Annotated in this window: 27 protein-coding genes; 9 read left to right on the top strand and 18 right to left on the bottom strand. The window is 68.7% G+C overall.

The genetic code is table 11. The annotated features are described in order from the left end of the window. On the top strand, positions 1–468 hold the full coding sequence (locus ACFOW8_RS00530; RefSeq protein ID WP_378543647.1) for a VOC family protein: 468 nt from the start codon (positions 1–3) through the stop codon (positions 466–468). 65 nt (positions 469–533) lie between these two features. Here ACFOW8_RS00530 and uvrB read toward each other — a convergent pair whose 3' ends face one another. Beyond that, a complete protein-coding gene (uvrB, locus tag ACFOW8_RS00525) occupies positions 534–2,714 on the bottom strand; it encodes an excinuclease ABC subunit UvrB (protein WP_378543645.1) in 2,181 nt (726 codons plus the stop codon). Between the two features lie 393 nt (positions 2,715–3,107). Between uvrB and ACFOW8_RS00520 the strand changes: the two genes are divergently transcribed. Together ACFOW8_RS00520 and ACFOW8_RS00515 are read left to right on the top strand one after the other, a co-directional pair. Further along, positions 3,108–3,725, top strand: coding sequence for a DUF402 domain-containing protein (locus ACFOW8_RS00520; RefSeq protein WP_378543642.1), 618 nt, complete (start codon positions 3,108–3,110; stop codon positions 3,723–3,725). Positions 3,726–3,769: 44 nt separating this feature from the next. Next, positions 3,770–4,294: a DUF402 domain-containing protein gene (locus ACFOW8_RS00515; RefSeq protein ID WP_378543639.1), complete on the top strand. Its 525-nt coding sequence runs from the start codon at positions 3,770–3,772 to the stop codon at positions 4,292–4,294. A 58-nt stretch (positions 4,295–4,352) separates the two neighbouring features. On the opposite strand, the gene ACFOW8_RS00510 is transcribed toward ACFOW8_RS00515, so the two are convergent. After that, on the bottom strand, positions 4,353–4,784 hold the full coding sequence (locus ACFOW8_RS00510; protein WP_378543636.1) for a hypothetical protein: 432 nt from the start codon (positions 4,782–4,784) through the stop codon (positions 4,353–4,355). Between the two features lie 119 nt (positions 4,785–4,903). Continuing rightward, positions 4,904–6,106, bottom strand: coding sequence for a dephospho-CoA kinase (gene coaE, locus ACFOW8_RS00505; RefSeq protein ID WP_378543633.1), 1,203 nt, complete (start codon positions 6,104–6,106; stop codon positions 4,904–4,906). Positions 6,107–6,243: 137 nt separating this feature from the next. Here coaE and ACFOW8_RS00500 point away from each other — a divergent pair, with 137 nt between their 5' ends. Beyond that, positions 6,244–6,456, top strand: a complete 213-nt coding sequence (locus ACFOW8_RS00500; RefSeq protein WP_378543630.1) for a hypothetical protein — start codon at positions 6,244–6,246, stop codon at positions 6,454–6,456. 141 nt (positions 6,457–6,597) lie between these two features. On the opposite strand, the gene rpsA is transcribed toward ACFOW8_RS00500, so the two are convergent. After that, on the bottom strand, positions 6,598–8,067 hold the full coding sequence (gene rpsA, locus ACFOW8_RS00495) for a 30S ribosomal protein S1 (protein WP_378543627.1): 1,470 nt from the start codon (positions 8,065–8,067) through the stop codon (positions 6,598–6,600). A gap of 284 nt (positions 8,068–8,351) precedes the next feature. Here rpsA and ACFOW8_RS00490 point away from each other — a divergent pair, with 284 nt between their 5' ends. Further along, a complete protein-coding gene (locus tag ACFOW8_RS00490) occupies positions 8,352–9,200 on the top strand; it encodes a class I SAM-dependent methyltransferase (protein WP_378543624.1) in 849 nt (282 codons plus the stop codon). Here ACFOW8_RS00490 and ACFOW8_RS00485 read toward each other — a convergent pair. From ACFOW8_RS00485 to ACFOW8_RS00470, 4 genes are all read right to left on the bottom strand, one after another. Next, a complete protein-coding gene (locus tag ACFOW8_RS00485; protein ID WP_378543621.1) occupies positions 9,197–9,751 on the bottom strand; it encodes a hypothetical protein in 555 nt (184 codons plus the stop codon). The genes ACFOW8_RS00490 and ACFOW8_RS00485 overlap by 4 nt on opposite strands. A 165-nt stretch (positions 9,752–9,916) precedes the next feature. Next, a complete protein-coding gene (locus ACFOW8_RS00480; RefSeq protein ID WP_378543618.1) occupies positions 9,917–10,087 on the bottom strand; it encodes a hypothetical protein in 171 nt (56 codons plus the stop codon). 6 nt (positions 10,088–10,093) lie between these two features. Then, positions 10,094–10,981: an SPFH domain-containing protein gene (locus ACFOW8_RS00475; RefSeq protein ID WP_378543616.1), complete on the bottom strand. Its 888-nt coding sequence runs from the start codon at positions 10,979–10,981 to the stop codon at positions 10,094–10,096. Between the two features lie 80 nt (positions 10,982–11,061). Then, positions 11,062–12,420, bottom strand: a complete 1,359-nt coding sequence (locus tag ACFOW8_RS00470) for an FAD-binding oxidoreductase (protein ID WP_378543613.1) — start codon at positions 12,418–12,420, stop codon at positions 11,062–11,064. An 84-nt stretch (positions 12,421–12,504) separates the two neighbouring features. On the opposite strand from ACFOW8_RS00470, the gene ACFOW8_RS00465 reads away from it, so the two are divergent. Beyond that, a complete protein-coding gene (locus tag ACFOW8_RS00465) occupies positions 12,505–13,446 on the top strand; it encodes a LysR family transcriptional regulator (RefSeq protein WP_378543610.1) in 942 nt (313 codons plus the stop codon). 136 nt (positions 13,447–13,582) lie between these two features. Here the strand turns inward: ACFOW8_RS00465 and ACFOW8_RS00460 are convergent, their stop codons facing one another. After that, positions 13,583–14,044 carry an ABA4-like family protein gene (locus tag ACFOW8_RS00460; protein WP_378543607.1) on the bottom strand — a complete coding sequence of 154 codons (462 nt, stop codon included), beginning with the start codon at positions 14,042–14,044 and terminating at the stop codon, positions 13,583–13,585. Continuing rightward, a complete protein-coding gene (locus ACFOW8_RS00455; RefSeq protein ID WP_378543605.1) occupies positions 14,041–14,991 on the bottom strand; it encodes a hypothetical protein in 951 nt (316 codons plus the stop codon). The genes ACFOW8_RS00460 and ACFOW8_RS00455 overlap by 4 nt, the downstream gene beginning before the upstream one ends. Positions 14,992–15,093: 102 nt before the next feature. On the opposite strand from ACFOW8_RS00455, the gene ACFOW8_RS00450 reads away from it, so the two are divergent. Continuing rightward, positions 15,094–15,741 carry a MerR family transcriptional regulator gene (locus ACFOW8_RS00450; RefSeq protein ID WP_378543602.1) on the top strand — a complete coding sequence of 216 codons (648 nt, stop codon included), beginning with the start codon at positions 15,094–15,096 and terminating at the stop codon, positions 15,739–15,741. 38 nt (positions 15,742–15,779) lie between these two features. Here the strand turns inward: ACFOW8_RS00450 and ACFOW8_RS00445 are convergent, their stop codons facing one another. From ACFOW8_RS00445 to ACFOW8_RS00430, 4 genes are all read right to left on the bottom strand, one after another. Continuing rightward, complete coding sequence (locus ACFOW8_RS00445; RefSeq protein ID WP_378543876.1) at positions 15,780–16,532, bottom strand: amino acid ABC transporter ATP-binding protein; 753 nt, start codon at positions 16,530–16,532, stop codon at positions 15,780–15,782. A gap of 26 nt (positions 16,533–16,558) precedes the next feature. Next, entirely contained in the window at positions 16,559–17,497 is a 939-nt protein-coding gene (locus ACFOW8_RS00440) for an amino acid ABC transporter permease (RefSeq protein WP_378543599.1), read from the bottom strand. Between the two features lies 1 nt (position 17,498). Further along, entirely contained in the window at positions 17,499–18,404 is a 906-nt protein-coding gene (locus ACFOW8_RS00435; protein WP_378543596.1) for an ABC transporter substrate-binding protein, read from the bottom strand. A 126-nt stretch (positions 18,405–18,530) separates the two neighbouring features. Continuing rightward, positions 18,531–19,619 (bottom strand): isocitrate/isopropylmalate dehydrogenase family protein, encoded by a 1,089-nt coding sequence (locus ACFOW8_RS00430; RefSeq protein WP_378543593.1) that lies wholly within the window; start codon positions 19,617–19,619, stop codon positions 18,531–18,533. Between the two features lie 64 nt (positions 19,620–19,683). On the opposite strand from ACFOW8_RS00430, the gene ACFOW8_RS00425 reads away from it, so the two are divergent. Further along, entirely contained in the window at positions 19,684–20,196 is a 513-nt protein-coding gene (locus tag ACFOW8_RS00425) for a 2'-5' RNA ligase family protein (protein WP_378543590.1), read from the top strand. 49 nt (positions 20,197–20,245) lie between these two features. Further along, positions 20,246–20,617 carry a thioredoxin gene (gene trxA / locus ACFOW8_RS00420; protein ID WP_378543587.1) on the top strand — a complete coding sequence of 124 codons (372 nt, stop codon included), beginning with the start codon at positions 20,246–20,248 and terminating at the stop codon, positions 20,615–20,617. Positions 20,618–20,683: 66 nt separating this feature from the next. On the opposite strand, the gene ACFOW8_RS00415 is transcribed toward trxA, so the two are convergent. The 4 genes from ACFOW8_RS00415 to ACFOW8_RS00400 all read right to left on the bottom strand — a co-directional run bounded on the left by ACFOW8_RS00415 (position 20,684) and on the right by ACFOW8_RS00400 (position 25,946). Next, a complete protein-coding gene (locus ACFOW8_RS00415; protein ID WP_378543584.1) occupies positions 20,684–21,106 on the bottom strand; it encodes a 2-keto-3-deoxygluconate kinase in 423 nt (140 codons plus the stop codon). A 382-nt stretch (positions 21,107–21,488) separates the two neighbouring features. Then, positions 21,489–22,256, bottom strand: coding sequence for an acyl-[acyl-carrier-protein] thioesterase (locus ACFOW8_RS00410; protein WP_378543581.1), 768 nt, complete (start codon positions 22,254–22,256; stop codon positions 21,489–21,491). Between the two features lie 140 nt (positions 22,257–22,396). After that, positions 22,397–25,135 carry a DNA polymerase I gene (gene polA / locus ACFOW8_RS00405; RefSeq protein ID WP_378543578.1) on the bottom strand — a complete coding sequence of 913 codons (2,739 nt, stop codon included), beginning with the start codon at positions 25,133–25,135 and terminating at the stop codon, positions 22,397–22,399. 118 nt (positions 25,136–25,253) lie between these two features. Then, the gene (locus ACFOW8_RS00400; protein ID WP_378543874.1) at positions 25,254–25,946 is read right to left on the bottom strand and encodes an ABC transporter ATP-binding protein; all 693 of its coding nucleotides are present in this window, start codon (positions 25,944–25,946) and stop codon (positions 25,254–25,256) included. Positions 25,947–25,989: the final 43 nt, after the last annotated feature.

Genomic DNA, 25,989 nt, shown 5'->3' with positions numbered 1-25,989 from the left:
ATGACCGACACCGTTGCGCCCATCCCGGAGGGCTACCACTCCATCACCTGCTTTCTGGCGGTGCCCGACGGCAACGCCGCCATCGATTTCTACACCGAGGTGTTCGGCGCCAAGGTACTCAGCCGGGCCGACCGGCCCGACGGCCAACCCGCGCACGCCGAACTGCTCATCGGCGATTCCACCATCCAGCTCGGCATGCCCATGCCCGAGAACAAGGTGCGGGCACCCGAGGACTGGGTCCACACCTCCATCGTGCACTACTGTCCCGACGTCGACGCCGTGGTCGCCAGGGCGGTCGCCAACGGCGCCCGCCTGGCCGAGGAACCACAGACCTTCGTCAACGGCGAGCGGTTCGGCGTGATCGTCGACCCGTTCGGGCACCGGTGGGCGGCGCTGACCCGGGTGGAGGACATCTCGCGGGAAGAGGCCGATCGCCGCATCGCGGCCTGGATGGCCGAACAGGCCTGACACCGGCGACGCGCGGCCGTCGGTACCCACCGACGGCCGCCACCGGGCCGCTGTCCGCCCACGCGTCAGCTCAGGCCCGCGGCGTCCATGCCGCGGAGTTCCTTCTTCAGATCGGCGATCTCGTCGCGCAGCCTGCCGGCGAGCTCGAACTGCAGCTCGCGGGCCGCGTTCATCATCTGCTCGGTGAGCGAGGCGACCAGATCGGCCAGTTCGGCGCGCGGCATCGACTTCACGTCGCGCTCGGCGTAGATGCCCGCGCTCACCGCCCGGCCAGGCTCGCCCTGAGCGCGCCTGCCGCGGCTGGCATTGCGGCCGGAACCGCCGACCGCCACCTCGTCCTCGGCCTCCTGATACACCTGGTCGAGAATGTCGGCGATCTTCTTGCGCAGTGGTTGCGGATCGATGCCGTTGGCTGTGTTGTAGGCGATCTGCTTGGCCCTGCGGCGATCGGTCTCGTCGATCGCGTGCCGCATCGAGTCGGTGATCTTGTCGGCGTACATGTGGACTTCGCCGGAGACATTGCGGGCCGCGCGGCCGATGGTCTGGATGAGGCTGGTACTCGACCGCAGGAATCCCTCCTTGTCGGCGTCGAGAATCGCGACCAGCGACACCTCGGGCAGGTCGAGACCCTCGCGCAGCAGGTTGATGCCGACCAGCACGTCGTACTCACCCAGCCGCAGCTGCCGCAGTAGCTCCACCCGGCGCAGGGTGTCGATCTCCGAATGCAGGTACCGCACCCGCACGCCGAGGCCGAGCAGGTAGTCGGTGAGGTCCTCGGCCATCTTCTTGGTGAGGGTGGTGACCAGCACGCGCTCGTCGCGGTCGGTGCGCTGCCGGATCTCGTGGACCAGATCGTCGATCTGGCCCTTGGTCGGCTTCACCACCACCTGCGGATCGACAAGACCGGTCGGGCGGATCACCTGCTCCACCACCTCGCCACCGACCTGGCCGAGTTCGTACGGGCCCGGCGTCGCGGACAGATACACCGCCTGCCCGATCCGGTCGGCGAACTCCTCCCAGGTCAACGGGCGATTGTCGACCGCCGACGGCAGGCGGAACCCGAATTCGACCAGATTGCGCTTGCGCGACATATCGCCTTCGAACATGCCGCCGATCTGCGGCACGGTGACGTGCGATTCGTCGACGACCAGCAGGAAATCGTCGGGGAAGTAGTCGAGCAGGGTCGCGGGCGCCGAACCCGCCGGCCGCCCGTCGATATGGCGCGAGTAGTTCTCGATGCCGGAGCAGAACCCGACCTGCCTGATCATCTCCAGGTCGTACTCGGTGCGCATCCGCAGCCGCTGCGCCTCCAGCAGTTTGCCCTGCTTCTCCAGGTCGGCCAGCCGCTCGGCCAGCTCGACCTCGATATCGGCGACCGCGCGCGACATCCGCTCCGGGCCGGCCACATAGTGGGTGGCCGGGAAGATGCGCAGCGAGTCGACCTGGCGCACCACGTCACCGGTGAGCGGGTGCAGGTAGTACAACGACTCGATCTCGTCGCCGAAGAACTCGATGCGTACCGCCAGTTCCTCGTAGGACGGGATGATCTCCACCGTGTCGCCGCGCACTCGGAAGGTGCCGCGGGTGAACGCCATGTCGTTGCGGGTGTACTGCACGTCGACCAGCAGGCGCAGCAGCGCGTCACGATCGATCTCGGTACCCACCTCGAGCTGCACCGACCGGTCCAGGTACGACTGCGGGGTACCGAGGCCGTAGATGCACGACACCGAGGCCACCACGACCACATCGCGGCGCGACAGCAGGCTCGAGGTCGCCGAGTGCCGCAGCCGCTCGACGTCGTCGTTGATCGAGCTGTCCTTCTCGATGTAGGTATCGGTCTGGGCGATGTAGGCCTCGGGCTGGTAGTAGTCGTAGTACGAGACGAAGTACTCGACGGCGTTGTGCGGCAACATCTCCCGCAACTCGTTGGCCAGCTGGGCGGCCAGGGTCTTGTTCGGCGCCATCACCAGGGTGGGCCGCTGCAGCTTCTCGATGAGCCACGCGGTGGTCGCCGACTTGCCGGTACCGGTGGCGCCGAGCAGGACGACGTCCTTCTCCCCCGCGGTGATCCGCCGCTCCAGCTCGGCGATGGCGGCGGGCTGGTCGCCCGCGGGCTTGTGCTCGCTGACCACCTCGAACTGCCCACCCGCGCGCTCGATGGTGCCGACGGGGCGATGCTCGGAATGGGCCAGGGGATGTCCCCGATCCTCGTACCCTTCCGCCGGGATCTCGGTTGCGAATGCCATGTCCTCCAGGTTAGGCCCGACCACCGACAAGTCGCGACGGATGGCGTCGCCGCCACGACACGCGCCGACGCCACGCCGTCGGGCCCCATGCTCGCCGGTGTCGTGCCGATGAATTTCCGCTCATCACGCCGCGGGGTCCGCTGCGCGCAACACGTTGCGCGCGCTCATCGGCAGCATCGTGGCGACTCGAATCCGATGCGCGATCACCAGGTCCAGCGGCCGCGTAACTCATACCCACTCGGTACAGCAATCCTCCGGCATCCGCACGGGCATGCCCGAAACACCTGATGTCACAGAACCATTCACGACAGCACCGCACCGTGGACCCGGTACGCGCGGCCGAACCCGGCGTACCGTTGGTTCGATCATCGGTACGTGGTGAAGGACAAGGCCATGAGCGCACTGCTTCCCCTGCTCCTCGCGGCTCCGGCGGTCACCGGATTCGCCGGATACTTCGCGCGCGAGATCCGTGGCTCGCAGCCGCCGCCCGTCGCGAACGCCACCACGCCGCCACCGAGCAGACCCCGGGTGGAGTTCTTCGATGTGGCCGAGCTCACCAGTACCGATACCAGGGGCTTCGTCCGGCCCGTCGACCGGTACGACGTGCAGCCGTGGGGGCTCTACCTCGCCCGCACGGTCGGCCCACGGCACCGCCACGAGGAGTCCTGGCTGCTGCCTGGACCGGGGGTGCGCGCCACCCTCGCGCACGACCGCCCCGGACATCACCGCAGCCACGACTACGTGCTCGACATCGTCGAGGTCGAGCGGATCGCACCCAAACGCTGGCGCGCCACCGACTATCTCCTGGATGTCGCGGTGCGGCGCGGTCGCACGGCGACGCTGCGCGGCACCGGCGACCTGCTGGCCGCCCACGCCGCGGGCCGGATCGACACCGAGCGGGCCGATCGGGCGTTCGAACGGGCCGCGGCGGTGCTCGACGGGCTGGCCACGCACGAGCACGACGTCGAACGGTGGCTGCGCGCCAGGGGCATCACCCTGACCTGGATGTGACACGATCGGGCACCGATGCCTCGTCACCGGTAGATTTTCCGGTCATGACGCAGGCATCCCCCGTGCACGTGCACCCACCCAAGATCGAACTCTTCGATATCGCGGCGCGGACGAACACCGATCCGAAGGGTTTCGTCCGCCCGGTGGAGATCTACCGGGAGGAGCCGTGGGGGCTGTACATGGGCAGGCATTCGGATCACCCGAACTTTCACTACCTGGAGTCGTGGGTGCTACCAGAACTCGGGCTGCGCGCGTCGAAGCTCTACTTCAATCCCGGCGTCACCCGGAACCAGGACGTCTACGTCGACGTCGGGGTGTTCACCAGGGAATCGGCCACCCTGTGGAAATCGGTCGACCACTATCTGGACCTCCTGGTCCGCACGGGCCGCGAGGTCGAACTGGTCGATGTCGACGAGTTGCTGGCCGCGCACACGACCGGGCTGCTCGACACCGCCGAGTGCCAGGCCGCGATCGCCAACGCGACCGCCGCGATCGACGGGATGGCCGCGCACGGGCATTGCATGGAAGCGTGGCTGGCGAGCCGCGGCATGATCCTGACCTGGCGCTGACACGCCACCGCCCCGACTTCCGGTAGTGAAGTCGGGGCGATGACGCCGGAACGAACGATCAGCCCGCCGACAGACTGCCGAACAGATCGCCGAGGCCGCCACCGCAGCCCGCGCTGCCGGTCGACGCCCCCTCCGCCACCGTGACCGTGATCGAGTCGCTGATCAGCAGCTGCCTGGCCTCCAGCTTGTGCTGGCCCGCCGTGGTCGGCTTCCATGTGATGCTCACCGTGCCCGACAGCAGCGAGGGCGACACCGGGCTGCCCGGGATGTCGACGCCGTTGTCGGTGAACTTGACCGAGGTCAGCCGGTCGATCTCGACGCTCGCGGTGAGCTTGTAACTACAGCCGACCTTGTGGTCGCTGCCTGCTACGGTGAGGTTTCCCACCCAGGCCGAGGCCTGCGGTGCGGCCAGCACGATGCTGGCGGCGACGGCGCCGAACGCGGTGATGCCGAAGCCCGCACGGCCGTACCGACGATGATGTGTTGTCATACGCGCTACAACTTCCCTGTGAACCGAGTCACCGCCTGGTGACTGGCCACAATGTACACAGCGCAGCGCCCCGTCCGGCAGGTTTTTGAAACATTCACATTTAACAGATCGGGGGTGCGTCAGGCCCGAGCGCGCGCCCACTCCGTGACCACGGGATACACGGTGTCGAACCACGGCTCCTTCACCGCGTAGTACGCCTCCCCGGCCGCCTCCGCCGACCCGCCCGCCGCCTGCTCGGCCGCGCGCTTCACCGCCAGATACTCCGTCCGCGCGCCCTCCTCGGCGCGCAGCCAGTCGCGCAGGTCGATCGCGAACCGCTGCCCCGGCGAATCCTGGACGCGCAGATGGATATTCGCGGGACGGGCCGGATCGGCATTGCCGTGCAGGCGTTTACCCCAGCGGGCCAGGTCGGTGCCGGCCGGATCGCCGGGAGTCGGCTTGGGGTTGTCGTGGGTCACCGCGGGCGCCGCCGGGAATCCCGCTGCGGCAAGGGCGCCGGCCAAGGCATCGGCGGCTCCGAGGTCGGCCACCGTCACCTGGATATCGATGATGTCCTTGGCGGGCAGCCCGGGCACCGCCGTCGACCCGACGTGGTCGATCCGCACCGCCGACGCCCCGCACACCAGGTGCAGCCGCGCGATGATGCGCCGTGCCTGCACCGCCCAGTCCGGGTCGGCCGGCACGAGCCGGTAGTCCGCCGTGGCCCGCACGCCCGTACGCAGATTGTGTTCGAACGGCACCAGCCGCTGTTCCCACAGTGCCCGCACCTGCGCCTCGACGATCCCCGGTGCGCCGTTGTTGTCCAGCCACACATCGGCGACGGCGTGCCGCTGGTCGTCGGTGGCCTGGGCAGCGATCCTGGCGCGCGCGTCGGCCTCGTCCACCCCGCGCTGATCGACCAGGCGGCGCAGCCTGGTCTCGACATCGGCGCCGACCACAAGCACCAGCTGCATCAGCGGCGCGAGCCCGTTCTCCACCAGCAGCGGAACATCCTGCACCACAACGGCATCCGCGGGCGCGTCGCCGATCAGCTCGGCGGTACGGGCGCCGACGAGCGGATGGGTGATGGCATTGAGCGTGCCCCGCGATTCGTCATCGGCGAAAGCGACCGCGGCCAGCGCAGGCCGGTTCAGGCTGCCGTCGGCGGCGAGGATGTCCGGGCCGAAGGCTTCGACCAGCGCGGCAAGACCCGGCGTGCCTGGGGCGACGACCTCGCGGGCGATCGCGTCGGAGTCGATGAGCACCGCCCCGAGCTCGACCAGGGTCCGCGCCACAGTGGATTTACCAGCTCCCATGCCTCCGGTGAGGCCGATCCGCAACATGGGCCCAGTCTGTCAGAACGGCATCTTTCCGACACGCCAGGGCGGTGGCGGCGGAAAATCCGGGGTTCGGCGCGTCGCGTCGGCTAACCTTCGCCCTGGCGAGAAGGCCAGCTTCAGCTACCGATAGAAGGATGATCATGGGCACCAGAGACCACCGGACGGCTCGCCACCGCCTGGGCATGCCCGGCGGTGTGCATTGCGTCGAATTCCCGGCTGTCGCAGCGACTCTCGCCGAGCATCGCCGCTCCTGGTTCACCGCCCTGGTCTCCCCGGCGCGACACAGCTTCGCGGCCATGCGCAAGCGCCCGAGCGTGGCGCCGAACTACTGGGTGCCCGCCGCCGCGAGCTGACCCAGGACGATATCCAGACCCCCACCGCGGGCCCGGCGACTGTCGCCGGGCCCGCGGTTCGTGTGCGTCCACCCGCTACCGGAGAAAGGCCGAAGGCCCCGATCCATACGGACCGGGGCCTTCGAACGTGCTCTACCCGAATCAGGCGTTGCCGGAGAGCTTCTCCCGCAGAGCCGCGAGCTGCGCATCGCTGGCGAGCGAACCGCCGGTCGACTCGGCCGCACCGGAGGACGCCTGGGCGCCGCTCTCGGAGGAGTAGTTGCCCGCGGTGGCACCGCCGTTGGCGGCCTCGGCCGCGGCGTCGGCCGCCATCTTCTCCATCTGCGCGGTGTGCATCTTGTGGCGACGCTCGGCCTCGGCGTAGCGGCCTTCCCACTCTTCGCGCTGCTTGTCGAAGCCCTCGAGCCATTCGTTGGTCTCGGGATCGAAGCCCTCGGGGAAGATGTAGTTGCCCTGCTCGTCGTAGCTGTCGGCCATGCCGTACTTCGACGGGTCGAACTCGGCGTGGTAGTCCTCGTTCGCCTGCTTCAGCGACAGCGAGATCCGGCGACGCTCCAGGTCGATGTCGATGACCTTGACCATCGCGTCGTCGCCGACGGCGACAACCTGGTCCGGGACCTCGACGTGGCGCTCGGCCAGCTCGGAGATGTGCACCAGGCCCTCGATGCCCTCTTCGACGCGCACGAACGCACCGAACGGAACCAGCTTGGTGACCTTGCCCGGCACGATCTGACCGATCGCGTGGGTGCGGGCGAACTGACGCCACGGGTCTTCCTGGGTGGCCTTGAGCGAGAGGGAGACGCGCTCGCGGTCCAGATCGACGTCGAGAACCTCGACGGTGACCTCGTTGCCGACCTCGACGACCTCGGACGGGTGGTCGATGTGCTTCCAGGACAGCTCGGAGACGTGCACCAGGCCGTCGACGCCACCCAGGTCCACGAAGGCACCGAAGTTGACGATCGAGGAGACCACACCCTTGCGGACCTGGCCCTTCTGCAGCTGGTGCAGGAACTCGCTGCGGACCTCGGACTGGGTCTGCTCCAGCCAGGCGCGACGCGAGAGAACCACGTTGTTGCGGTTCTTGTCGAGCTCGATGATCTTGGCCTCGATCTCCTTGCCGACATACGGCTGGAGGTCGCGGACGCGACGCATCTCGACGAGCGAGGCGGGCAGGAAGCCACGGAGGCCGATGTCGAGGATCAGGCCGCCCTTGACGACCTCGATGACGGTGCCCTTGACGGCCTCGTCCTTCTCCTTGAGCTCCTCGATCGTGCCCCACGCGCGCTCGTACTGCGCCCGCTTCTTCGACAGGATCAGGCGGCCTTCCTTGTCCTCCTTGGTGAGAACCAGGGCCTCGACCTCATCGCCCACGGAAACGACCTCGTTGGGGTCGACATCGTGCTTGATGGAGAGTTCGCGGGAGGGGATGACGCCTTCGGTCTTGTAACCGATGTCGAGCAGGACCTCGTCACGATCGACCTTGACGATGGTTCCCTCGACGATGTCGCCATCGTTGAAGTACTTGATCGTGGCGTCGATGGCGGCGAGGAAATCCTCGGCGGAGCCGATGTCGTTGACGGCTACCTGCGGCGAGGTGACGGTGGTGGGCATATGTGGATTTGCTCCGGACGGATTGTGGTCGGTTGCGGACATTGGATCTTTCGGTACGCTGCGAGATCACCGCGACAAGGCGACGAAAGGGATACCTGAAAAGTATCGCACGGACTGCCGCACTTGCTGCCGATCACACTCAGCACGGGTACCTGTCGTCATCGGCTACCGCACGCATTCAACCCCGGCGCACAGCTCCTCGAAGGCACTCGCGTGCCTCAGCGTACGCGACCGCCGCCGAGCCGGGCAAACCACCCCCTCCCCCCGCCGATACCCTTGGCGCCGTGTCCGACGACGAACGCCACGCGCAGGCCAACGCGCTGCTGGGAACCACAGCCACCACCCGCACCAAGATCGGTTCCGCGGACAGCGAACGAGCCAGCAGGCGCTGGTGGGACGCCGATGCCGACCAGTATCACCAGACCCACGCCGATTTCCTCGGCGTCGACTCCCCCGGCGGCGAGTTCGTCTGGTGCCCGGAGGGCTTGCACGAGGGTGACATGGAATTCCTCGGAGAGCTGACCGGCAAGTCCGTGCTCGAGATCGGCTGCGGATCGGCGCCGTGTTCGCGCTGGCTGGCAGGCCGGGGCGCGCGCCCGGTCGGGCTCGATGTGTCGATGGGCATGCTGACGCGCGGACTGGCCGCGATGGACCGGGGCGGGCCGCTGGTACCGCTGGTGCAGGCGGGCGCCGAGGCGTTGCCGTTCGCCGACGAATCCTTCGACCTGGCCTGTTCGGCCTTCGGCGGGGTCCCGTTCGTCGCCGATTCGGCGCTGGTGATGCGGGAAGTGGCGCGAGTGCTGAAGCCCGGCGGGCGCTGGGTGTTCTCGGTGAACCACCCGATGCGCTGGATCTTCCCCGACGATCCGGGACCCGCCGGGCTCACCGCCACGATCCCCTACTTCGACCGCACGCCCTATGTGGAGGTCGACGACGCCGGAGTGGCGACCTATGTCGAGCACCACCGCACGATCGGCGACCGGGTTCGCGAGATCGTCGGCGCCGGGCTCACCCTGCTCGACATCGTCGAACCGGACTGGCCGGAGTGGCTGGACCGTGAATGGGGTCAGTGGTCGCCGCTGCGCGGCCAGATCTTCCCCGGCACGGCGATCTTCGTCACCGCGAAGCCCTAGAACTCCGGCAGCGCCGCGAAGGACGGGTCGACGGTGACGTTCGGCACGGTGTCGGCGATCCATCGGCGCGTCCGGGTCAGGGCGTGATCGGGGAACTCGGTATCGAATTCGACGTCGTCGGAGCGCAGATACGGCAGCCGGCCGCGCAGGCCGGGGGCGTACGGGTGCGGTGGGCACATCTGCTCACGCCCGAACCGGCGCCCGATCGCGGTCTCCCGCGCGCCGGGCACGCCGGTTTCCGGGCAGATGATCTGGAACACTGCCGAGCATCGGTCTCTGGGGACCACGATCGATCCGGCGAAGACCAGCTCGCCGCGCGGTCCAGGCAGCACGGTCTTCTCCACGCGCAGCAGCGCGGGCAGCTGATCGACCCAGACGACGAAGGCCTCGATCAGACAACCGGTCCTGGCGTGGTGTTCGGCCAGCCGTCTGCGCAGCCGCGGCAGCTCGTGCAGCCGGGCGGGCAGATCGGGGACGCCGTCGACATAGGTCAACGCGACGACATCACGAGTGGCCGGATTCCCCCAGGTCGTGTTGTCCAACTGCTGCATTCCAGGAATGTCGAACGAGATGGGCACCCGGCCAACTTACCGGCGCGAGCGAGTTCGGTTGTCCCCGTGCGTGGTATGCCGCACCCATCACGCACGAGATCGCGCGCGCCGACCTGGTCGGCGCGCGCGATCTTGTGACCGGTCACCAGAACGGGGCGCGCGGCGTCAGTCCCGCTTCGGGGCCCGGCCCGCCCGTTCGAGGGCAAGGCGCAACGCGTATTCGATCTGGGAGTTGACGCTGCGCAGGTCGTCGGCCGCCCATTTGGCGATGGCCTCGTGGACGGCCGGGTCGAGCCGCAGCAGGACCTTCTTGGGTTCCTTCTTCGGCGCGGTCATCGGCGCTCAGGCGTAGAGCGATCCGGTGTTCACGACCGGCTGGGTGGCGCGGTCACCGCACAGGACGACGAGCAGGTTGGAGACCATCGCGGCCTTGCGTTCCTCGTCCAGTTCCACGGTGCCCGCCTCGGCGAGCCGGTCCAGCGCGAGCCCGACCATGCCGACCGCACCCTCGACGATGTGGGTCCGGGCGGCGACCACCTGCGCGGCCTGCTGGCGGACCAGCATCGCCTGGGCGATCTCGGGGGCATAGGCGAGGTGGGTGATCCTGGCCTCGATGACCTCGATACCCGCGGTCGCGGTGCGTTCGCGCAGTTCCACGGTGAGCTCCTCGGCGACCTCGGCGCCGTCACGCAGGCTGGTGCGGTCGTCGTCGTGGGCGTCGTAGGGGTGGGTGGTGGCGAGGTGGCGGACGGCGGCCTCGGACTGGGTCTCGACGTACTCCTCGTAGTCGTCGACGGCGAAGGCCGCCTTGAAACTGTCGACCACCTTGTAGACCACGACCGCCGCGATCTCGACCGGGTTGCCGTCGGCGTCGTTGACCTTCAGCTTCTGGGTCTCGAAGTTGCGCACCCGCAGCGAGATCGTCTCCCGGTCGGTGAGCGGGATGACCGAGAAGTAGCCGGGCTCGGACACCGAGCCGATGTAGCGGCCGAAGAAGGTGACCACCTTGGCCTCGTTGGGGTTGACGATGATCAACCCGGTCGCCAGCAGCGCGACGACGAGCACCGCGACCACCGCGGCGATCGCGCCGGTCAGGGCGAGCGGACCGCCGTCGTGCTTGGCGAAGGAGAAGAACCCCAACACGGCGGCGGCACCGAACAACAGGGTGAGCGCCAACCACCCCAGCAAGACGACGAATCCGTTGACGCGGGTTGCGGACCGCAGCTCCATGACATCCTCCCGATATCTGAGTGATATCACGAGGATAGTAGACAACCGGACATTTCGGCAAGCGGCGGCGGCCGAGCCCGCTACGCGGGGGCGAGATTGCGGTTGTGGCGGAAGAGGTTGGCCGGATCGGCGGCCGTCTTCAGCGCCGTCAGCCGGGCGTAGGTGTCCGCGGTGTACCCCGCCGCCGTCTGCGCGGCGTCCGCGGCGGCGCCTGCGCCGTAGAGGAAACTCAGGCTGTGCCCGATCGTCCACGGCGCCAGCGCTTCCCGTACCGACGCCAGCCCGGTGGGCGCCACGGCGCCGGGACCGGCGCCGGTGATCACACGGACGACGTACTCGGCCGCGCGATGGTCGACCGCGATGCCGGTGCCGCGGCGCATGGCCCCGCCGAGGTGGCGGATGTCGACCACCGCGTCCACCGGCCCGCCGGGCGCCGTTTGTGCCCGCAGGGCGGCGATCGCGCCGGCGGTGAGCTCGCCGAGCAAGGCGTTGGTCGCCGCGTACGCGTGCGGGAAGTCGGGGTCGCTGTGGATGGTGTGCGAAGCGGTGTAGGGCATGGTGCGCAAGTCGTCGTGCAGCCGGTCACCGATGGCACGCAGCGGCGCAACGAGACGTTCCCCCTCGGCAGCCGGGCCGTCGAAGGCGATCCGTACCGAGGCCACGTGCCTGCCGCGCAACGGTGCGGGGACCGGCGGGATATCGGGGTAGGTGAGCACGGCGACGGTCGAGGTGAGCGTGTCGGGCAGCGTCGCGGTCCAGGTTCGCCACCGGTCGAGCACGGTGTCGACGAGCGGGGTGTCGAAGATCAACCGGCCGCCGTAGACCTCGGTGACAGGGACGAGCCCGACTTCGATGCCGGTCACCACGCCGAAGTTGCCGCCGGTGCCGAGGACGGCGCCGAACAGCTCGTCGGCCGGTGTGAGGGTGCGCCGTCGCCCATCGGCGGTGACCAGCTCGATCGCGCGCACATGGTCGGCGGCGTAACCGAATTCGCGGGCGAGCAACCCCACCCCGCCGCCCAGCAAGTAGCCGACCACGCCGACCGACGGTGACGAGCCGGTGAGCGGTGCCAGACCGTGCACGGCCGCCGCTTCGACCAGCGCGCCCGCTCGCACTCCGGCGCCGATCCAGGCGCTACGGGTATGTGGGTCGACGGTGACGGTGTCCATTCGTCGCGTGCTGATCAGCACGCCGCCGTCGGCGGCGACCGAGAGCCCGTGCCCGGTCGCTTGCACGGCGATCGGAAGGCCTTGCCGCGCCGCGTATTCCACCGCGACGCGGACGTCCTCGGCGTCCAGCGCGCCGACCACGACATCGGGACGATGAGTGTAGGCGGTCTGGAAGCCGGCGATCTCCTCTGCATAGCCGGGGTCGTCCGGGGTGAACACCGGGCCGGTGAACCGGCTGGGGTCGATGGTCGCGAGGAAGTTCCTGGTCATGCCCTCGACGGTGCCAGCGCACAGAGCATAAGTACAACAGATAGTTCTTCCACTACTGATAACTCATAGTTATACGATCAGCGGATGGAACTGCGACAGCTGCGGTATTTCGTGACCGTCGTCGACGAAGGCGGGTTCACCAGGGCCGCCGACCGCCTGCACCTCACCCAGCCGGGGCTCAGCGCCCAGATCCGGCAGCTCGAACGCGAACTCGGCCAGCGCCTGCTCGACCGCGGCGCCCGCACCGTCACACCCACCGAGGTCGGCGCCGCGGTACTCACCCACGCGCGCGCCGCGCTCGCGGCGACCGACCTGATCGGCGAGACGGTGCAGGAGTTCTCCGGCCTGCTGCGCGGGCAGGTCCGGATCGGCGTGATCTCCGGTGCCGCCACCGAGGAGTTCGATGTCGCGGCCGTGCTCGCCGAGTTCCACCGAGACCACCCCGGCGTCGGCATCAGCCTCACCGAGGACACCGCCGAGCGGATGCTCGCGGCCGTCGAGCGCGGTGACCTCGACCTCGCGCTCGTCGGACTGACCGGCGCCGCACCGCGTCCGGGGATCGGCCTCGAGGTGGTCCTGGAGACCCCTGTGGTCGCGGCCGTGGCCCGCGCCGCCGCGGCCCACCCCGCCGAGTCCGCAGGCACGATCGGCCTCGCCGCACTGGCCGAGCGGCGCCTCATCTGCCTCCCGGCCGGCACCGGCCTGCGCGGCGTCTTCGAACGCAGCTGCGCCGCACAGGGTTTCACCCCGAATATCGCGTTCGAGGCCGCCGCTCCCCCACTGCTGCTCCAGCTGGCGGCGCACGGGCTCGGCACCGCCATCGTCCCCGCCCTCACCGCGGAGGAAGCCGCGGCGCTCGACGTCCGCGTCCTCACCATCGTCGACCCGGCCGTGCACGGCCGCCTCGCCCTCGCCTGGCGCGACGACCGCTCCGGCAGCCCGGCGGCAAAGGTATTGCTCGACCGGCTGCGCCTGCGGTTCCGGCCGGGCCATGCACTGAGCACCCACCCGGAGAACATGCCTTGAACTAACCTTTTGCTCTGGACTACGGCCGTGGTCACCGCGGATAGGATGAACAGATCCGCTGCCGCTGCCGGGGGGGCGACAACGAGATGTATCGGAACGAAGACGAAACAATGATCGTCAACAGCCCGGCCCGGCATCAGGCCGAGATCGGATCCGCCTGCGTCACAGCCGAATCGGCTGTCGACGCGCGGCCTGCCAACTCGCGGGCGGCCAGGTACACCGGGAACACGATGGGCGACAACATGATCGTGCCGACCAGCACCGGGCCCATCAGCAGCGGATGGATGCCGCGGGCGCGGCTGTCGAGATAGACCCAGCGGCCGAGGAACAGGTCCCAGGCGATGATCTGCGCCCAGAGCGCGGCGAGCACGGCCGGATCGGCGGCAGCCTCGGTGATCGCGGCCAGCGACGGGGAGGTGACCAGCGACCAGAGGTCGCCCAGGATCGGGACGGTGATCAGCGCCCAGATCACCAGCGGTGCGCCGACGATCCACGGCGAGCCGATGATCAACCGGGTGAACCGCCAGGCCGGGGCGAAGATCATCAATGCCCAGAACGGGATCGTGACATAGAAGACCAGGTCGAACAGGGTACTCATGCGGCGACTGCCTTTCGGTCGGTGGTCGCGCTCGCGACCGAGATCAGGGTTCCGAGGACGACAACGGTGAGGATGGCGGCGGCCGCGGTGAGCGTGGCCGAGTCGGGATGGATGAGCGGCTGCCCGCGCAGCGCCTGCCAGGTGAGCAGAGCCAGCGTCGCCGCGTAGCCCGCGGACGCGGTCAGCACCAGACCGAGCCGGACCCGCAGCACCCGCAACAACGGGAGGCGAGGCGCGAGGACCACCAGCAGGGCGGCGAACAGCGGCAGCGCCTGCAGGGCGTGCATGCCGAAGAAGTGCGGGACCCGCAGATCGCCGTCGGTGGTGCTCCAGCCGGTCAGCGGCATGCCGGGGGTGCCGTCGGGAGCGCCGACGGTGTGCGCGCCGATGATGTCGGCCACGCCGGATTCCCGTCGCGTCATCAGCTGGCCTAGGCCGAGTCCGGCCAGCGTGATCGCCAGCCCGAGCCGGATCGACCAGCTGATCGCGAGATCGCCGATGCGGGTGAGCGCGAGCTGGATGCCGATCACCAGGGTGGCGACGAACAGCACGATGATGGTGACACCCATCGTGATCCACAGCGCGGCGTCGAGCGGAGTCGTGGTGTTGAAGTGGCTGCGCAGGCCACGAATCACCTGCCCGACGATGATCACCTGCTCGATCGTGCCCGCGATCACGACCACCGTGGCCATCCACCACACGAGCCGGGAAGCCTTGGGCCGCAGGGCGATAAGCCAGGCAAGCGCCACGCTGTAGAGGACGAAGGAGACGGCGAACTTGGCCGGCTTGAACCAGGCGGCCGACCCGGCGATCACCCGGTCGTCGACGAGCAGGCCGATCAGCGCTACAAGGGCGAGCACGGCGTTCGCGGCGGCGAAGTACAGCAGTGGCCGGTGCAACGGCGCTCGCCTGCGGGGCAGCGCGTCGACGGCGGTGAGGACAGACATCCGAATCTCCCTAGTAGATAGTTCAACTATCCGTTATGGATAGCTAGACTATCCATACGGCCCGAGGTAGGCAAGGGGGACAGCGGAAATCGGAGGTGAACGGTGCGTATCTCGGAACTGAGCGAACGCAGTGGGATCGCGGTGGCGACGATCAAGTACTACCTGCGCGAGGGGCTGCTGCCGCCGGGCGAGCGCACCGGCCCGAACCAGGCCAGTTACGGTGAACAACACCTGCGCCGGCTGCGGTTGGTGCGCGCGCTGATCGAGATCGGCGGGCTTCCACTGGCCACCGTCGGGGAGGTGCTCACCGCCGTCGACTCCCCCGACCTGCCGATGTTCAAACTGCTCGGCGTGGTGCAGGACAGTCTGACCACACCACCATCGGCCGCGTCCGACGCGGAATGGGAGCGTGCCGCGGCCACCGTCGAGGCGGAGATGGCCCGGCGAGGCTGGGACCCGCACCCGAGCGCACCGGTGGCCGACACGCTCACTTCGGTGCTGGTCCGGCTCGCACAACTCGGCTACGGGGACTGGGGCGAGACCGTCATGCCCACCTACTTCGACAGCGCCCGCGCGATCGCGGAGAACGACGTGACCACCGCGCTGGCGGCGGGCGGGCGCGGCGACATCGTCGATGCCGTCGTCGTCATGACCGTTCTCGGCGACACGGCGCTGGCCGCCATCCGCCGCATCGCCCAAGCTCAGGTCTCGCTGGAACTGCTGAAGAACTCCGGCGAGTCACCGCGCTGACACCGCGACGGCCCCCGCCGGTCGTGGGGCCGTCGCGCTCAGAGCAGGCGGGACAGGAACGCCTTGGTGCGCTCGTGCTGCGGGTTCGCCAGCAGGTCTCGGGGCGGACCCGATTCGACGACGACACCGCCGTCCATGAACACCAGCTCATCGGCGACCTCACGGGCGAAGCCCATCTCGTGGGTCACCACCAGCATGGTCATGCCGGAATCGGCGAGTTCACGCATGACAGTGAGCACCTCACCGACCAGTTCGGGGTCGAGGGCCGAGGTCGGCTCGTCGAACAGCATCAGCTTGGGGTCCATCGCCAGCGCCCGCGCGATCGCGACGCGCTGCTGCTGGCCACCGGACAGCTGCGCCGGGTAGGCATTGCGTTTGGCCGCGAGGCCGACCCGGTCCAGCAGCTCCTCGGCCCTGGTGATCGCATCGGCCTTGCGGATGCCGCGCACCTGGGTGGGCGCCTCGATCACGTTCTCCAGCGCCGTCCGATGCGGGAACAGGTTGAAGTGCTGAAACACCATGCCGATATCGCGACGCTGCTTGGCGGCCTCGCGCGGATGCATCTCGTAGAGCTTGCCGTTCTTCTCCCGATAGCCGACGAGATCGCCGTCGACGTAGAGCCTGCCCGCGTTCACCTGCTCGAGGTGGTTGATGCAGCGCAGGAAGGTCGACTTGCCCGAGCCCGACGGCCCGACCAGGGTGAGCACCTTGCCCCGCTGCACCTCGAGCGTGATGCCCTTCAGTACCCGCAGCGCGCCGAAGTTCTTGCACACCCGATCGGCCAGCACCATCGGGGGTGTGGCCTTGTCCAGTTCGGTCATTTCGCCTTCACCGCCGCCTGCGCCGTGGCCAGTTCCTCGAGCTGCTTGGCCGTGAGCTGCCGGGTGGCCCCGCGCGAGTAGTAGCGCTCCAAGTAGTACTGCCCGACCATGAGGATGCTGGTGATCGCCAGGTACCAGGTGGCACAGACCAGCAGCAGCGGGATCGGCTGGAAGTTCACGCCGTAGATGTCGCGGGCGCGGCCGAACAGGTCGGTGCTCAGCGGGATCGCGGTGACCAGCGAGGTGGTCTTGAGCATGCCGATCAGCTCGTTGCCGGTGGGCGGGATGATCACCCGCATGGCCTGCGGCAGCACCGTGCGGCGCATGGTCTGCGTCCACGACATGCCGAGCGCCACCGAGGCCTCGCGCTGTCCCTCACCGACGGAGTTGATGCCGGCGCGCACGATCTCGGCCATGTAGGCGGCCTCGTTGAGACCGAGGCCGATGACCGCGAACAGGAACGCGGCCTGCAGGTTCTGCACGTCGAAGTGGAAGAACTGCGGACCGAACGGCACGCCGAGGTCGATCTGCTTGTACAGCGAGGGCACCAGGCCCCAGAACACCAGCTGCACGAACACCGGGGTGCCGCGGAAGATCCACAGATACACCCACGCGGAGGTGCGCAGCACCGGGTTCGGCGACAACCGCATCACCGCGAGCAGCGTGCCGAGACCGACCGCGATCGCCATCGCGAGCACGGTCAGTTCCAGGGTGACGATCGCGCCCGCGGTGATCCGGCTGTCGAACAGGTATTTGCCGTAGGTGTCCCACCGGTAGGCGGGATTCGTCGCGGCACCGTAGACGAACAATCCGACCAGGATCAGGATGATTGCCGCCGCGATCCAGCGGCCCGGCCTGCGCAGCGGCACCGCTTTGATCGGTTCGGGTTCGGCGCCCGGTCCGGGCGCCGTCACCGTGTCTTTCGAGTCGGTCACGTCAGCTCACTGCACCGTTGATCACCGAGGTCTTGATCTGACCTTCCTGCACACCCCAGTTGGTGGTGATCTCGCCGTACTTGCCGTTGTCGATCAGATGCTGCAGCGCCTGCTGCAGCGACACCGCGAGCGGCGAGCCCTTCTGCACGGCCCAGCCGTAGGGCGCGGAATCGAACAGCGGCCCCGCCGCCTCGATCTTGCCGTCGCTCTGCTTGATCGCGTAGGCGGTGACCGGGGAGTCGGCCGACATCGCGTCGACCTGGCCGAGCATCAGGGCGTTGGCCGCGGCGCTCTGCTCGTCGAAGGCTTTCATATCAATGGCGGGCTTACCCTCCGCGACGCACTTGGCGCTCTTGGCGGGAATCTCGTCGGTGTGCTCGACCGTAGTGGCCTGTACGGCGACTTTCAGGCCGCACGCGTTGTCGGGATCGATGGATTTCCCGGTTTGCTGGGCCCACTGGATACCCGCGGAGAAATAGGTCGTGAAATCGACCTGCTGCTCACGCTCGCGTGAATCGGTGATCGAGGACATACCCACGTCGTAGGTGCCTGCCTGAATGGCGGGAATGATCTTCTCGAAGGCGGATTCGACGTAGTCGACCTTCAGTCCGAGTGTCGTGGCGACCGCGTCGAGCAGATCCACGTCGAAGCCGATGATCTTGCCCTCGGGATTCTTCCACTCGTTGGGCTGGTACGGGACGTTCACACCGACGACGATCTTGCCTGCCTGCTTGATCTTGTCGGGGACGCCCGCGGCGAGCGCGTCGACCTTCTCCACCGACACCTTCGCCACCTCGGTGGAGTCGCCCTCGGTGTTTTCGGCGCAGCCGGTCAACACCAGGGCACCACCGGCGACCGTACACAGCAGTCGCACGGCACCACGGCCGAGAACAGTTCGAACAGACAAAGGAGCCTCCACATTTCACGTCGACGCCGGCCACGTGTCAGCGCCTGTTTGGCAATGTATGCGAACCGGACACAGCGTGGTGCGACAGTAACCGAAGATTAATCAGCGAATGTGAAAGGGGTCCCTTCACCTACGGTGCACGCGGGCACTGACCTGTTCGGTGAATTCACTGGTCGAGGCCAACCCACCCAGATCCGCGGTCGCTATACCGGCCGCGAAAGTGGCCGCGACGGCCCGGTCGATCCGATCGGCCGCGTCACGCAGGCCCGCATCGTCGTCGCGAACCGCCAACCAGCGCAACAGCATCGCCGCCGACAGCTGGAGGGCGGCGGGGTTGGCGCGATTGTGCCCGGCCAGCCCTGGCGCGGCGCCGTGCACCGCCTGGGCCATGGCCTTGTGTTCCGAGCAGTTCAGCGACGCGGCCATGCCGAGCGAGCCCGCCAGCTCACCGGCGAGGTCGGACAGGATGTCACCGAAGAGGTTCTCGGTGACGATCACGTCGTAGTCACCGGGCGCCCGCACCAGGTGCGCGGCCATCGCGTCGACGTGTTCGTCGTCGACCCGGACATCGGGATACTGCGCGGCGACCTCATAGCAGACGTCGCGGAACAGACCGGTCGTCATCGGTAGCACGTTCGCCTTGTGCACCACGGTCACCTGCCTGCGTCTGCTCCGCGCCAGCCGCAGCGCCTGATGGGCGATGCGCTCGCACGCCTGCCTGGTGACCACCGCGACCGCCATCGCGACATCGGCTGTCGGCCGGAACTCCCCCGACCCGGCGAACATGTTGCGGTCGGCGTAGAAGCCCTCGCTGTTCTCCCGCACGATCACCAGGTCGATGCCGGGTGCGGTCGCGCGCACCCCGGCGAAGGCGGCCGCGGGCCGGATATTGGCGTAGAGGCCGAGTCGCTTGCGGATGACGCCGCCGGGCGCGACCCGCACCTGCGCCGGATAGGACGCGTTGTCGTGCGGGCCGAGGATCCACGCGTCGAGCTGCTCGAGCGCCGCCATGGTCGATTCGGGCAGCGGGTCGCCGCAGGCGGCGATCGCCTCGTGGCCCATCGGCAGCGGCACCCATTCCACCGGGGCGAGCCCGGCGGCGCCGATCGCCTCGTCGACCACCGATCTGGTCGCGGCCACCACCTCGGGGCCGATGCCGTCACCGTCGATCACACCGAGCCGCACACTCGCCTTCGTCGCGTTCACGCCGTCCATCCTCGCGCCTGCGTCCGGCCGGATCGGCACGGGGACACGCCGGGGCGACTATTTTCTGTAGACCATGGTGCAGTCGGTGGAGTTGCTGCTCGACGACGGAGCCGAGGCCGAGATCCGCCGACAGTGGGCCGAGCTCGCCCGGCTCGGCATCGGCGCGCCGCGCGATGCCGCACATCGCCCGCATGTGACCGTGGCCGTGGCCACCGAAATCTGGCCACGGATCGACCGCGCGCTGGCCGGACTGGAATTCCGGCCGCTGCCGGTCCGGCTCGGCGGGCTGCTGATCTTCGGGGCGCGCCGGCCGATCCTGGTGCGGCAGGTCGCGGCCTCCGCGGAGCTGCTCGCACTGCACCGGCGGATCGCGGAGCTGGTGCAGCCGTGCCCCGGCATCCCGGCCACCATGCGGCCCGGTGCCTGGACGCCACACGTGACACTGGCCCGTCGGCTCCCGGCCGACCGTCTCGGCGAGGCGTTCGCCGCGGTGGCCGCCGACCACGATCTTCCCGCCGTCGTGGTGGGCATTCGCCGCTGGGACGGCCGGTCGCGGCAGGAGCACGTGCTGGTCGGGGGAAGATAGAACGATGTCACGGCGTTACAGTCGAGGACACCCACGAGGAGAGGACGTCATGGCCACCCAGACGCTGACCCAGCAGAACTTCGACGAAGTCATCACCGGAAACGACGTGGTCCTCGTCGATTTCTGGGCTTCTTGGTGCGGTCCGTGCCGCAGCTTCGCGCCCACCTACGAGGCGTCGTCGGAGAAGCACACCGATGTGGTGTACGGCAAGGTCGACACCGAAGCCGAGCAGGGACTCGCCGCCGCGGCGAACATCCAGTCCATCCCCACCATCATGGCCTTCCGTGAGGGCGTGCTCGTGTTCGCCCAGCCGGGCGCGCTGCCGCCCGCCGCGCTGGAGGACCTGGTGACCCAGGTCAAGGGACTGGACATGGACGATGTCCGCAAGCAGATCGCCGAACAGGCCGCTGCCGGCGAATAGCCGCCGAAATGCCAAGGGCCCGTTCACCTTCGAGAAGGTGAACGGGCCCTTTCGGTGTGCCGGTCGTCAGCGGGTGAGCTTGTTGACGCAGGCGATCATGGCGCGCACGGTCGATTCGGCGCCGTCGGTGGCCATGGCCGCTGCCCAGCCGCGGCGGCCGTTGACCTCGCCCTGGACGAAGGTCGCGGTGCCGTCGGCGGTGCGGCGCTGGTGGAACCGCAGGAGCTCGAGGGGGTAACCCTCGTCGTAGAGCGCCGAGGTCATCGCGGCAACCGGGTTGCCGGTGGCGATGACGGTGCGCAGATGGTCGGCGAACTCCAGCGTGGCGGTGAAATCCGTTCCGGAGCAGGTGAATTCACCGAGAGTGAGGGGCCCGTCGGTCCGGGTGTACCGGTCGAGGAGCTCGGCGGGTGTGAGGTCGTCGGTCTCGGCGCGCAGCCCGGCGGGGGCGGCGTCGAACAGGGCACGGTCAGGTGTCAGCAGTGTCATTGCAGGTGAGGTCTTCCCGAAGAGTGTCTTCGTTGGCAGGTGGGGACCAGCAGAACAATGAAAATCGGCCCGCAGCGAGGGGGCCGGTCCGAATCAGACCCCGCTACGGCGGGTTACTACGAGAAGAATCTGCCGAAGTGCTGCCTGCGCGGTCTGCGCGGCAGCGACCGCGCTGTCGCGGTCGGCGACTAGCGGCGCGGCGAGGCGGTCGGCGGGATTCGGCACGACAACGACAATAGGGCGATCGTCGCGGGATCGCAACCTTGTTTCCTCCTCGATGTGTCTACTCGTGAGTACCATCACCCCAGCTCAGCACGCCCGCACGACCAGGCGGATACCGTCGGGTGTATGGCCACGGTCTTCGCGATGACGATCCCCGGGGCTATCCACCGATCTCGAGCCGATCGACGGAGCCGAGCGCGCGGGCCGCACCGTCGACGTCCAGCTGCAACCGCAGGCCACCCGGCCGCAGTCCGGTGCGCAGCATCACCTTGTCCACCGCCATCACCGGCCCGACGTGTTCGACGATCGCCCGGTACGGCAGCGTCTGCCGATCGGGATGGGCGGCGAGGGCCTCCTCCACGGCCTCCCAGTACACCGCGTTGTTGACGTGGCCGAGCCGGTCCACATCGGTGACCCGCAGCGGGAACGGCACCGCCTCCACCTCGCGGTCGTCGAGTTCGGTCAGGGCGGCGCGCCAGCGCAGGCGGTGCTCGGTGGTGCCGGCCAGCATGGGCGCCATGAACGCGTCGCTCATCCGGGCGGGCCGCCCGGCCACCGGGTCGATGTGGATCAGGAACGCGGCGGCCTCGATATGTCCGCCACGCTCCCCTGTCAGCCGAATCCGCATGTCGCACCAGCGATTCGACAGCGCGTCGGCCCAGCGGCGCAGGTGCACCCGGTCACCGAACATGATCGGCTCATAGACATCGATCACTGTGCGCCGCACGATCCACGCCTGATGCTTGTCACCGTCGGCGACCGCGTCGAGATGATCGAACCCGATGTCCTGCAGATACCGGGCAACGGCGTCGAGGCGCAGCCGGTCCTGGTCGTCGGTATCACCGAGCCGGACCGGCCACGAGGCCGCGAAGGCCTGGTCGAGGTCGGGGCAGTCGGGCAGCGGGGTGGCGACGACGGGGGCGGTCATTCACCCGATGCTGCCACACCGGGCCGCGACCACCGATGACGCGACACGAATCGGCGGCCGATCACAGGCACCCGGCCGCCCGCTCGGGCGCGGGCCGTGGTCGACCGCCGGGCCCGCGTCGACCGCCAGGAACGGCCTGCTCAGTGCGCGGCGGCATCCCAGCTGCGGCCGGTGCCGACCGACACCGTCAACGGCACCGACAGCTCGATGGCCGAGGACATCTGCTCGCGCGCGAGCGCCTCCAGGGTCTCGCGCTCACCATCGGCGACCTCGAAGACCAGTTCGTCGTGGATCTGCAGCAACATCCGTGAGCGCAGCCCCGCCTGCTGAATCGCGTTCTGCACGTTGATCATCGCGACCTTGATGATGTCGGCGGCGGTGCCCTGGATGGGGGCGTTGAGCGCCATCCGCTCCGCGGCCTCGCGGCGCTGGCGGTTGCTGGAATCCAGATCGGGCAGGTACCGGCGGCGACCGAACAGGGTCTGGGTGTAGCCGACCTTGCGGGCCTGGTCGACCACATCGGCCAGGTAGTCGCGGATGCCACCGAAGCGGTCGAAGTAGACGTCCATCTGCTCCTTGGCCTCGGCCGTGCTGATCTTGAGCTGGGCGCTCAGCCCGTAGGAACTCAGCCCGTAGGCCAGCCCGTAGGACATGGCCTTGATCCGGCGGCGCATCTCCGGGGTCACCTCCGACAGCGGGATGTCGAAGGCCTTGGAGGCGACGAAGGTGTGCAGGTCCTCGCCGGAGTTGAACGCCTCGATCAGGCCGGCGTCACCGGACAGGTGCGCCATGATCCGCATCTCGATCTGGCTGTAGTCGGCGGTCATCAGCTCGGCGTAGCCGGGGCCGACCACGAAGGTGTCACGGATCTGGCGGCCGGTGTCGGTGCGGATCGGGATGTTCTGCAGGTTCGGCTCGGTGGACGACAGCCTGCCGGTGGCGGCGATGGTCTGGTTGAAGGTGGTGTGCACGCGGCCGTCGTCGGCCACCGACTTGAGCAGGCCGTCGACGGTCACCTTGAGCCGGGTGGCGTCGCGGTGGGCGAGCAGGTGCTCGAGGAAGGCGTGGCCGGTCTTCTCGAACAGCGATTCCAGCGCGTCGGCGTCGGTGGTGTAGCCGGTCTTGGTGCGCTTGGTCTTGGGCATGTCGAGCTCGTCGAACAGCACCACCTGCAGTTGCTTGGGCGAGCCCAGGTTGATCTGCTTGCCGATCACCTCGTAGGCGGAATTCGCGGCCTCGGCGACCCGGTCGGCGAACTGGCGCTGCAGTGCCTCCAGCTGGTCGACGTCGACCGCGATCCCCGCCTCCTCCAGAACGCCGAGCACGCCGAGCAGCGGCAGCTCCATCTCCTCGAGCAGGGCGGTGGATTCGATCTGGGCCAGCTCGGCATCGAGCGCGTCGGCGAGGTCGGCCACCGCGCGGGCGCGCAGCATCTCCTCGCGGGCGGCCTCGGCGGCCACGGTGTCCTCGTCGTCGAGCAGGGACAGCTGGCCGGAGTCGCCGGTCTCGGCGCGCAGCTCGCGCTTGAGGTAGCGCAGGGACAGATCGTCGAGGTTGAAGCTGCGCTGTCCGGGCCGCACCAGGTAGGCCGCCAGCGCGGTATCGCTGCTCAGCCCGGCCAGGGTGAAGCCGCGCCCACGCAACGCGTGCCCCGCGGCCTTGGCCTCGTGCAGCGCCTTGGGCACGGTCGGGTCGGCCAGCCAGGCGGCCAGGGCGGTCTCGTCCTCAGGGGCGAGCACGGTCAGGTCGATGTACCCGCCTTCGCCGTCGGCGGCGGCGATGGCGAGCGCCTTGGCGTCACCGTGCACCGGCGTTCCGGTGCCCACGATCGAAAGGCCGTGCCGTGCACCGGCTTTCGCGTGCTCGGCGAGCCAGTCGGCGACCGCGCCGGGTTCCAGCGCGGTGCCGCTGATCTCGAAACCGGACTCGGCTTCCGGCTCGGCCGAACCGAGCGTGTCGAACAGCCGGTCGCGCAGCACCCGGAACTCGAGATCGTCGAAGAGCTGGTGGATCTGCTCCCGATTCCACGGCGCCTGCGCCAGCTGGTCGGGGGTGTAGGGCAGGGGCACCTCGCGCACCATCTCGGTGAGCTGGCGGTTGAGCACCACACTGGACAGGTTGGCCCGCAGCGCGTCGCCCACCTTGCCCTTCACCTGGTCGACCCGGTCGACCAGGGTGGCCAGATCGCCGTACTCGCGGATCCATTTGGCCGCAGTCTTCTCACCGACGCCGGGGATACCGGGCAGGTTGTCGCTCGGGTCGCCGCGCAGGGCCGCGTAGTCGGGGTACTGCGCCGGGGTGAGGCCGTATTTGGTCTCCACCTCGGCCGGAGTGAAGCGGGTGAGATCGGAGACGCCCTTGCGCGGGTACAGCACGGTGACCTCGTCGGTGACCAGCTGGATGGCATCGCGGTCGCCGGTGACGATGAGCACTCGGTAGCCCTGGGCGGCGGCCTGCGTGGTGAGGGTGGCGATCACATCGTCGGCCTCGTAGCCGTCGATCGCCATCACCGGGATGCCGAGCGCGCCGAGCACATCCTTGGTGAGTTCGACCTGGCCACGGAACTCGTCGGGCGTCTGGCTGCGGTTGGCCTTGTACTCCGGGTACGCCTCGGTGCGGAAGGTCTTGCGGGACACGTCGAACGCCGCGGCCACATGCGTCGGCTGCTCGTCGCGCAGCAGGTTGATCAGCATCGAGGTGAAGCCGTACACCGCGTTGGTGGTCTGCCCGGTGACGGTCTTGAAGTTCTCGGCCGGTAGCGCGAAGAAGGCGCGATAGGCCAGTGAGTGCCCGTCCAGGAGCAGCAGCGTCGGCCGCTCCCCCGTGGTGCCGGTGGTCGTTGTCGATGCCTGCGCAGTCGTCGGTGAACTCACCCGCATGAGTGTAAGGACACCCACCGACAGGGGCGAACGCCGCCGCGCCGACCGCCACACCCCGCCCCGCACGACCCGACCTCGGGGAGGGCCCCGCCGCGTCAGCGGCGGTCGCGCTCCGAGATCACCGCCCCAGATAAGCCGCCATGACCGCGGGGTCGGTGAGCAGGGCCGCGCCCGCGCCGGTCTTGGTGACCGCGCCGGTCTCCAGGATGTAGGCCCGATCGCTGCGGGTGAGGGCCTGCTGGGCGTTCTGCTCCACCAGCAGGACGGTGGTGCCCTGCCGGTTGATCTCGCTGATGATCTTGAAGATCTGCTGGATCACCATCGGCGCCAGGCCCATCGACGGTTCGTCGAGCAGCAGCAGCTTGGGCCGGGCCATCAGGGCGCGGCCGATCGCCAGCATCTGCTGTTCGCCGCCGGAGAGGGTGCCACCCACCTGCTTGCGCCGTTCGGCCAGGCGCGGGAACAGCTCGAAGATCCAATCCAGAGTGCGCTGATATTCCGCCTTCTCGTCGAAGGGCCTGCCGTAGCACCCCATGTCCAGGTTCTCGGCGACGGTCATGCCGGGGAACACTCCGCGTCCCTCCGGTGCCTGCACCAGGCCCGCGATCGCCCGTTCGTGTGCCTTGACGGTGGAGATATCGGTGCCGTGGAACAGGATCTGCCCCGAGGTCAACGGCAGCAGGCCCGACAGCGCCCGCATGGTGGTGGTCTTGCCCGCGCCGTTGGCGCCGAGCAGAGTGACCAGCTCACCCTCCGACACCGACAGCGAGATCCCGTGCAGCGCTTGAATCCTGCCGTAGTTCACCACCATGTCGCGCACCTCGAGCAGCGGGACCGGCGCGGCGGCCTGCTCG

Origin of the sequence: Nocardia rhizosphaerae (genome assembly GCF_042650365.1) — a bacterium.
GTDB classification, from domain to species: domain Bacteria; phylum Actinomycetota; class Actinomycetes; order Mycobacteriales; family Mycobacteriaceae; genus Nocardia; species Nocardia rhizosphaerae.
The sequence above is the reverse complement of the archived record's forward strand: the minus strand, read 5'-3'. Positions and strand labels throughout refer to the sequence as shown.

Excerpts from the sequence above, each read along its gene's own strand:
- ACFOW8_RS00465 (WP_378543610.1), top strand. The coding sequence starts at position 12,505 with ATGGAACTGCGACAGCTGCGGTATTTCGTGACCGTCGTCGACGAAGGC.
- ACFOW8_RS00415 (WP_378543584.1), bottom strand. The coding sequence starts at position 21,106 with ATGACACTGCTGACACCTGACCGTGCCCTGTTCGACGCCGCCCCCGCC.
- ACFOW8_RS00485 (WP_378543621.1), bottom strand. The coding sequence starts at position 9,751 with ATGCAGCAGTTGGACAACACGACCTGGGGGAATCCGGCCACTCGTGAT.
- ACFOW8_RS00445 (WP_378543876.1), bottom strand. The coding sequence starts at position 16,532 with ATGGTGCTGGCCGATCGGGTGTGCAAGAACTTCGGCGCGCTGCGGGTA.
- ACFOW8_RS00425 (WP_378543590.1), top strand. The coding sequence starts at position 19,684 with ATGGTGCAGTCGGTGGAGTTGCTGCTCGACGACGGAGCCGAGGCCGAG.
- ACFOW8_RS00520 (WP_378543642.1), top strand. The coding sequence starts at position 3,108 with ATGAGCGCACTGCTTCCCCTGCTCCTCGCGGCTCCGGCGGTCACCGGA.
- ACFOW8_RS00530 (WP_378543647.1), top strand. The coding sequence starts at position 1 with ATGACCGACACCGTTGCGCCCATCCCGGAGGGCTACCACTCCATCACC.
- ACFOW8_RS00515 (WP_378543639.1), top strand. The coding sequence starts at position 3,770 with ATGACGCAGGCATCCCCCGTGCACGTGCACCCACCCAAGATCGAACTC.
- ACFOW8_RS00430 (WP_378543593.1), bottom strand. The coding sequence starts at position 19,619 with ATGGACGGCGTGAACGCGACGAAGGCGAGTGTGCGGCTCGGTGTGATC.
- uvrB (WP_378543645.1), bottom strand. The coding sequence starts at position 2,714 with ATGGCATTCGCAACCGAGATCCCGGCGGAAGGGTACGAGGATCGGGGA.
- trxA (WP_378543587.1), top strand. The coding sequence starts at position 20,246 with ATGGCCACCCAGACGCTGACCCAGCAGAACTTCGACGAAGTCATCACC.
- rpsA (WP_378543627.1), bottom strand. The coding sequence starts at position 8,067 with ATGCCCACCACCGTCACCTCGCCGCAGGTAGCCGTCAACGACATCGGC.
- ACFOW8_RS00455 (WP_378543605.1), bottom strand. The coding sequence starts at position 14,991 with ATGTCTGTCCTCACCGCCGTCGACGCGCTGCCCCGCAGGCGAGCGCCG.
- ACFOW8_RS00460 (WP_378543607.1), bottom strand. The coding sequence starts at position 14,044 with ATGAGTACCCTGTTCGACCTGGTCTTCTATGTCACGATCCCGTTCTGG.
- ACFOW8_RS00500 (WP_378543630.1), top strand. The coding sequence starts at position 6,244 with ATGGGCACCAGAGACCACCGGACGGCTCGCCACCGCCTGGGCATGCCC.
- ACFOW8_RS00480 (WP_378543618.1), bottom strand. The coding sequence starts at position 10,087 with ATGACCGCGCCGAAGAAGGAACCCAAGAAGGTCCTGCTGCGGCTCGAC.
- ACFOW8_RS00410 (WP_378543581.1), bottom strand. The coding sequence starts at position 22,256 with ATGACCGCCCCCGTCGTCGCCACCCCGCTGCCCGACTGCCCCGACCTC.
- polA (WP_378543578.1), bottom strand. The coding sequence starts at position 25,135 with ATGCGGGTGAGTTCACCGACGACTGCGCAGGCATCGACAACGACCACC.
- ACFOW8_RS00510 (WP_378543636.1), bottom strand. The coding sequence starts at position 4,784 with ATGACAACACATCATCGTCGGTACGGCCGTGCGGGCTTCGGCATCACC.
- ACFOW8_RS00475 (WP_378543616.1), bottom strand. The coding sequence starts at position 10,981 with ATGGAGCTGCGGTCCGCAACCCGCGTCAACGGATTCGTCGTCTTGCTG.
- coaE (WP_378543633.1), bottom strand. The coding sequence starts at position 6,106 with ATGTTGCGGATCGGCCTCACCGGAGGCATGGGAGCTGGTAAATCCACT.
- ACFOW8_RS00470 (WP_378543613.1), bottom strand. The coding sequence starts at position 12,420 with ATGACCAGGAACTTCCTCGCGACCATCGACCCCAGCCGGTTCACCGGC.
- ACFOW8_RS00400 (WP_378543874.1), bottom strand. The coding sequence starts at position 25,946 with ATGGTGGTGAACTACGGCAGGATTCAAGCGCTGCACGGGATCTCGCTG.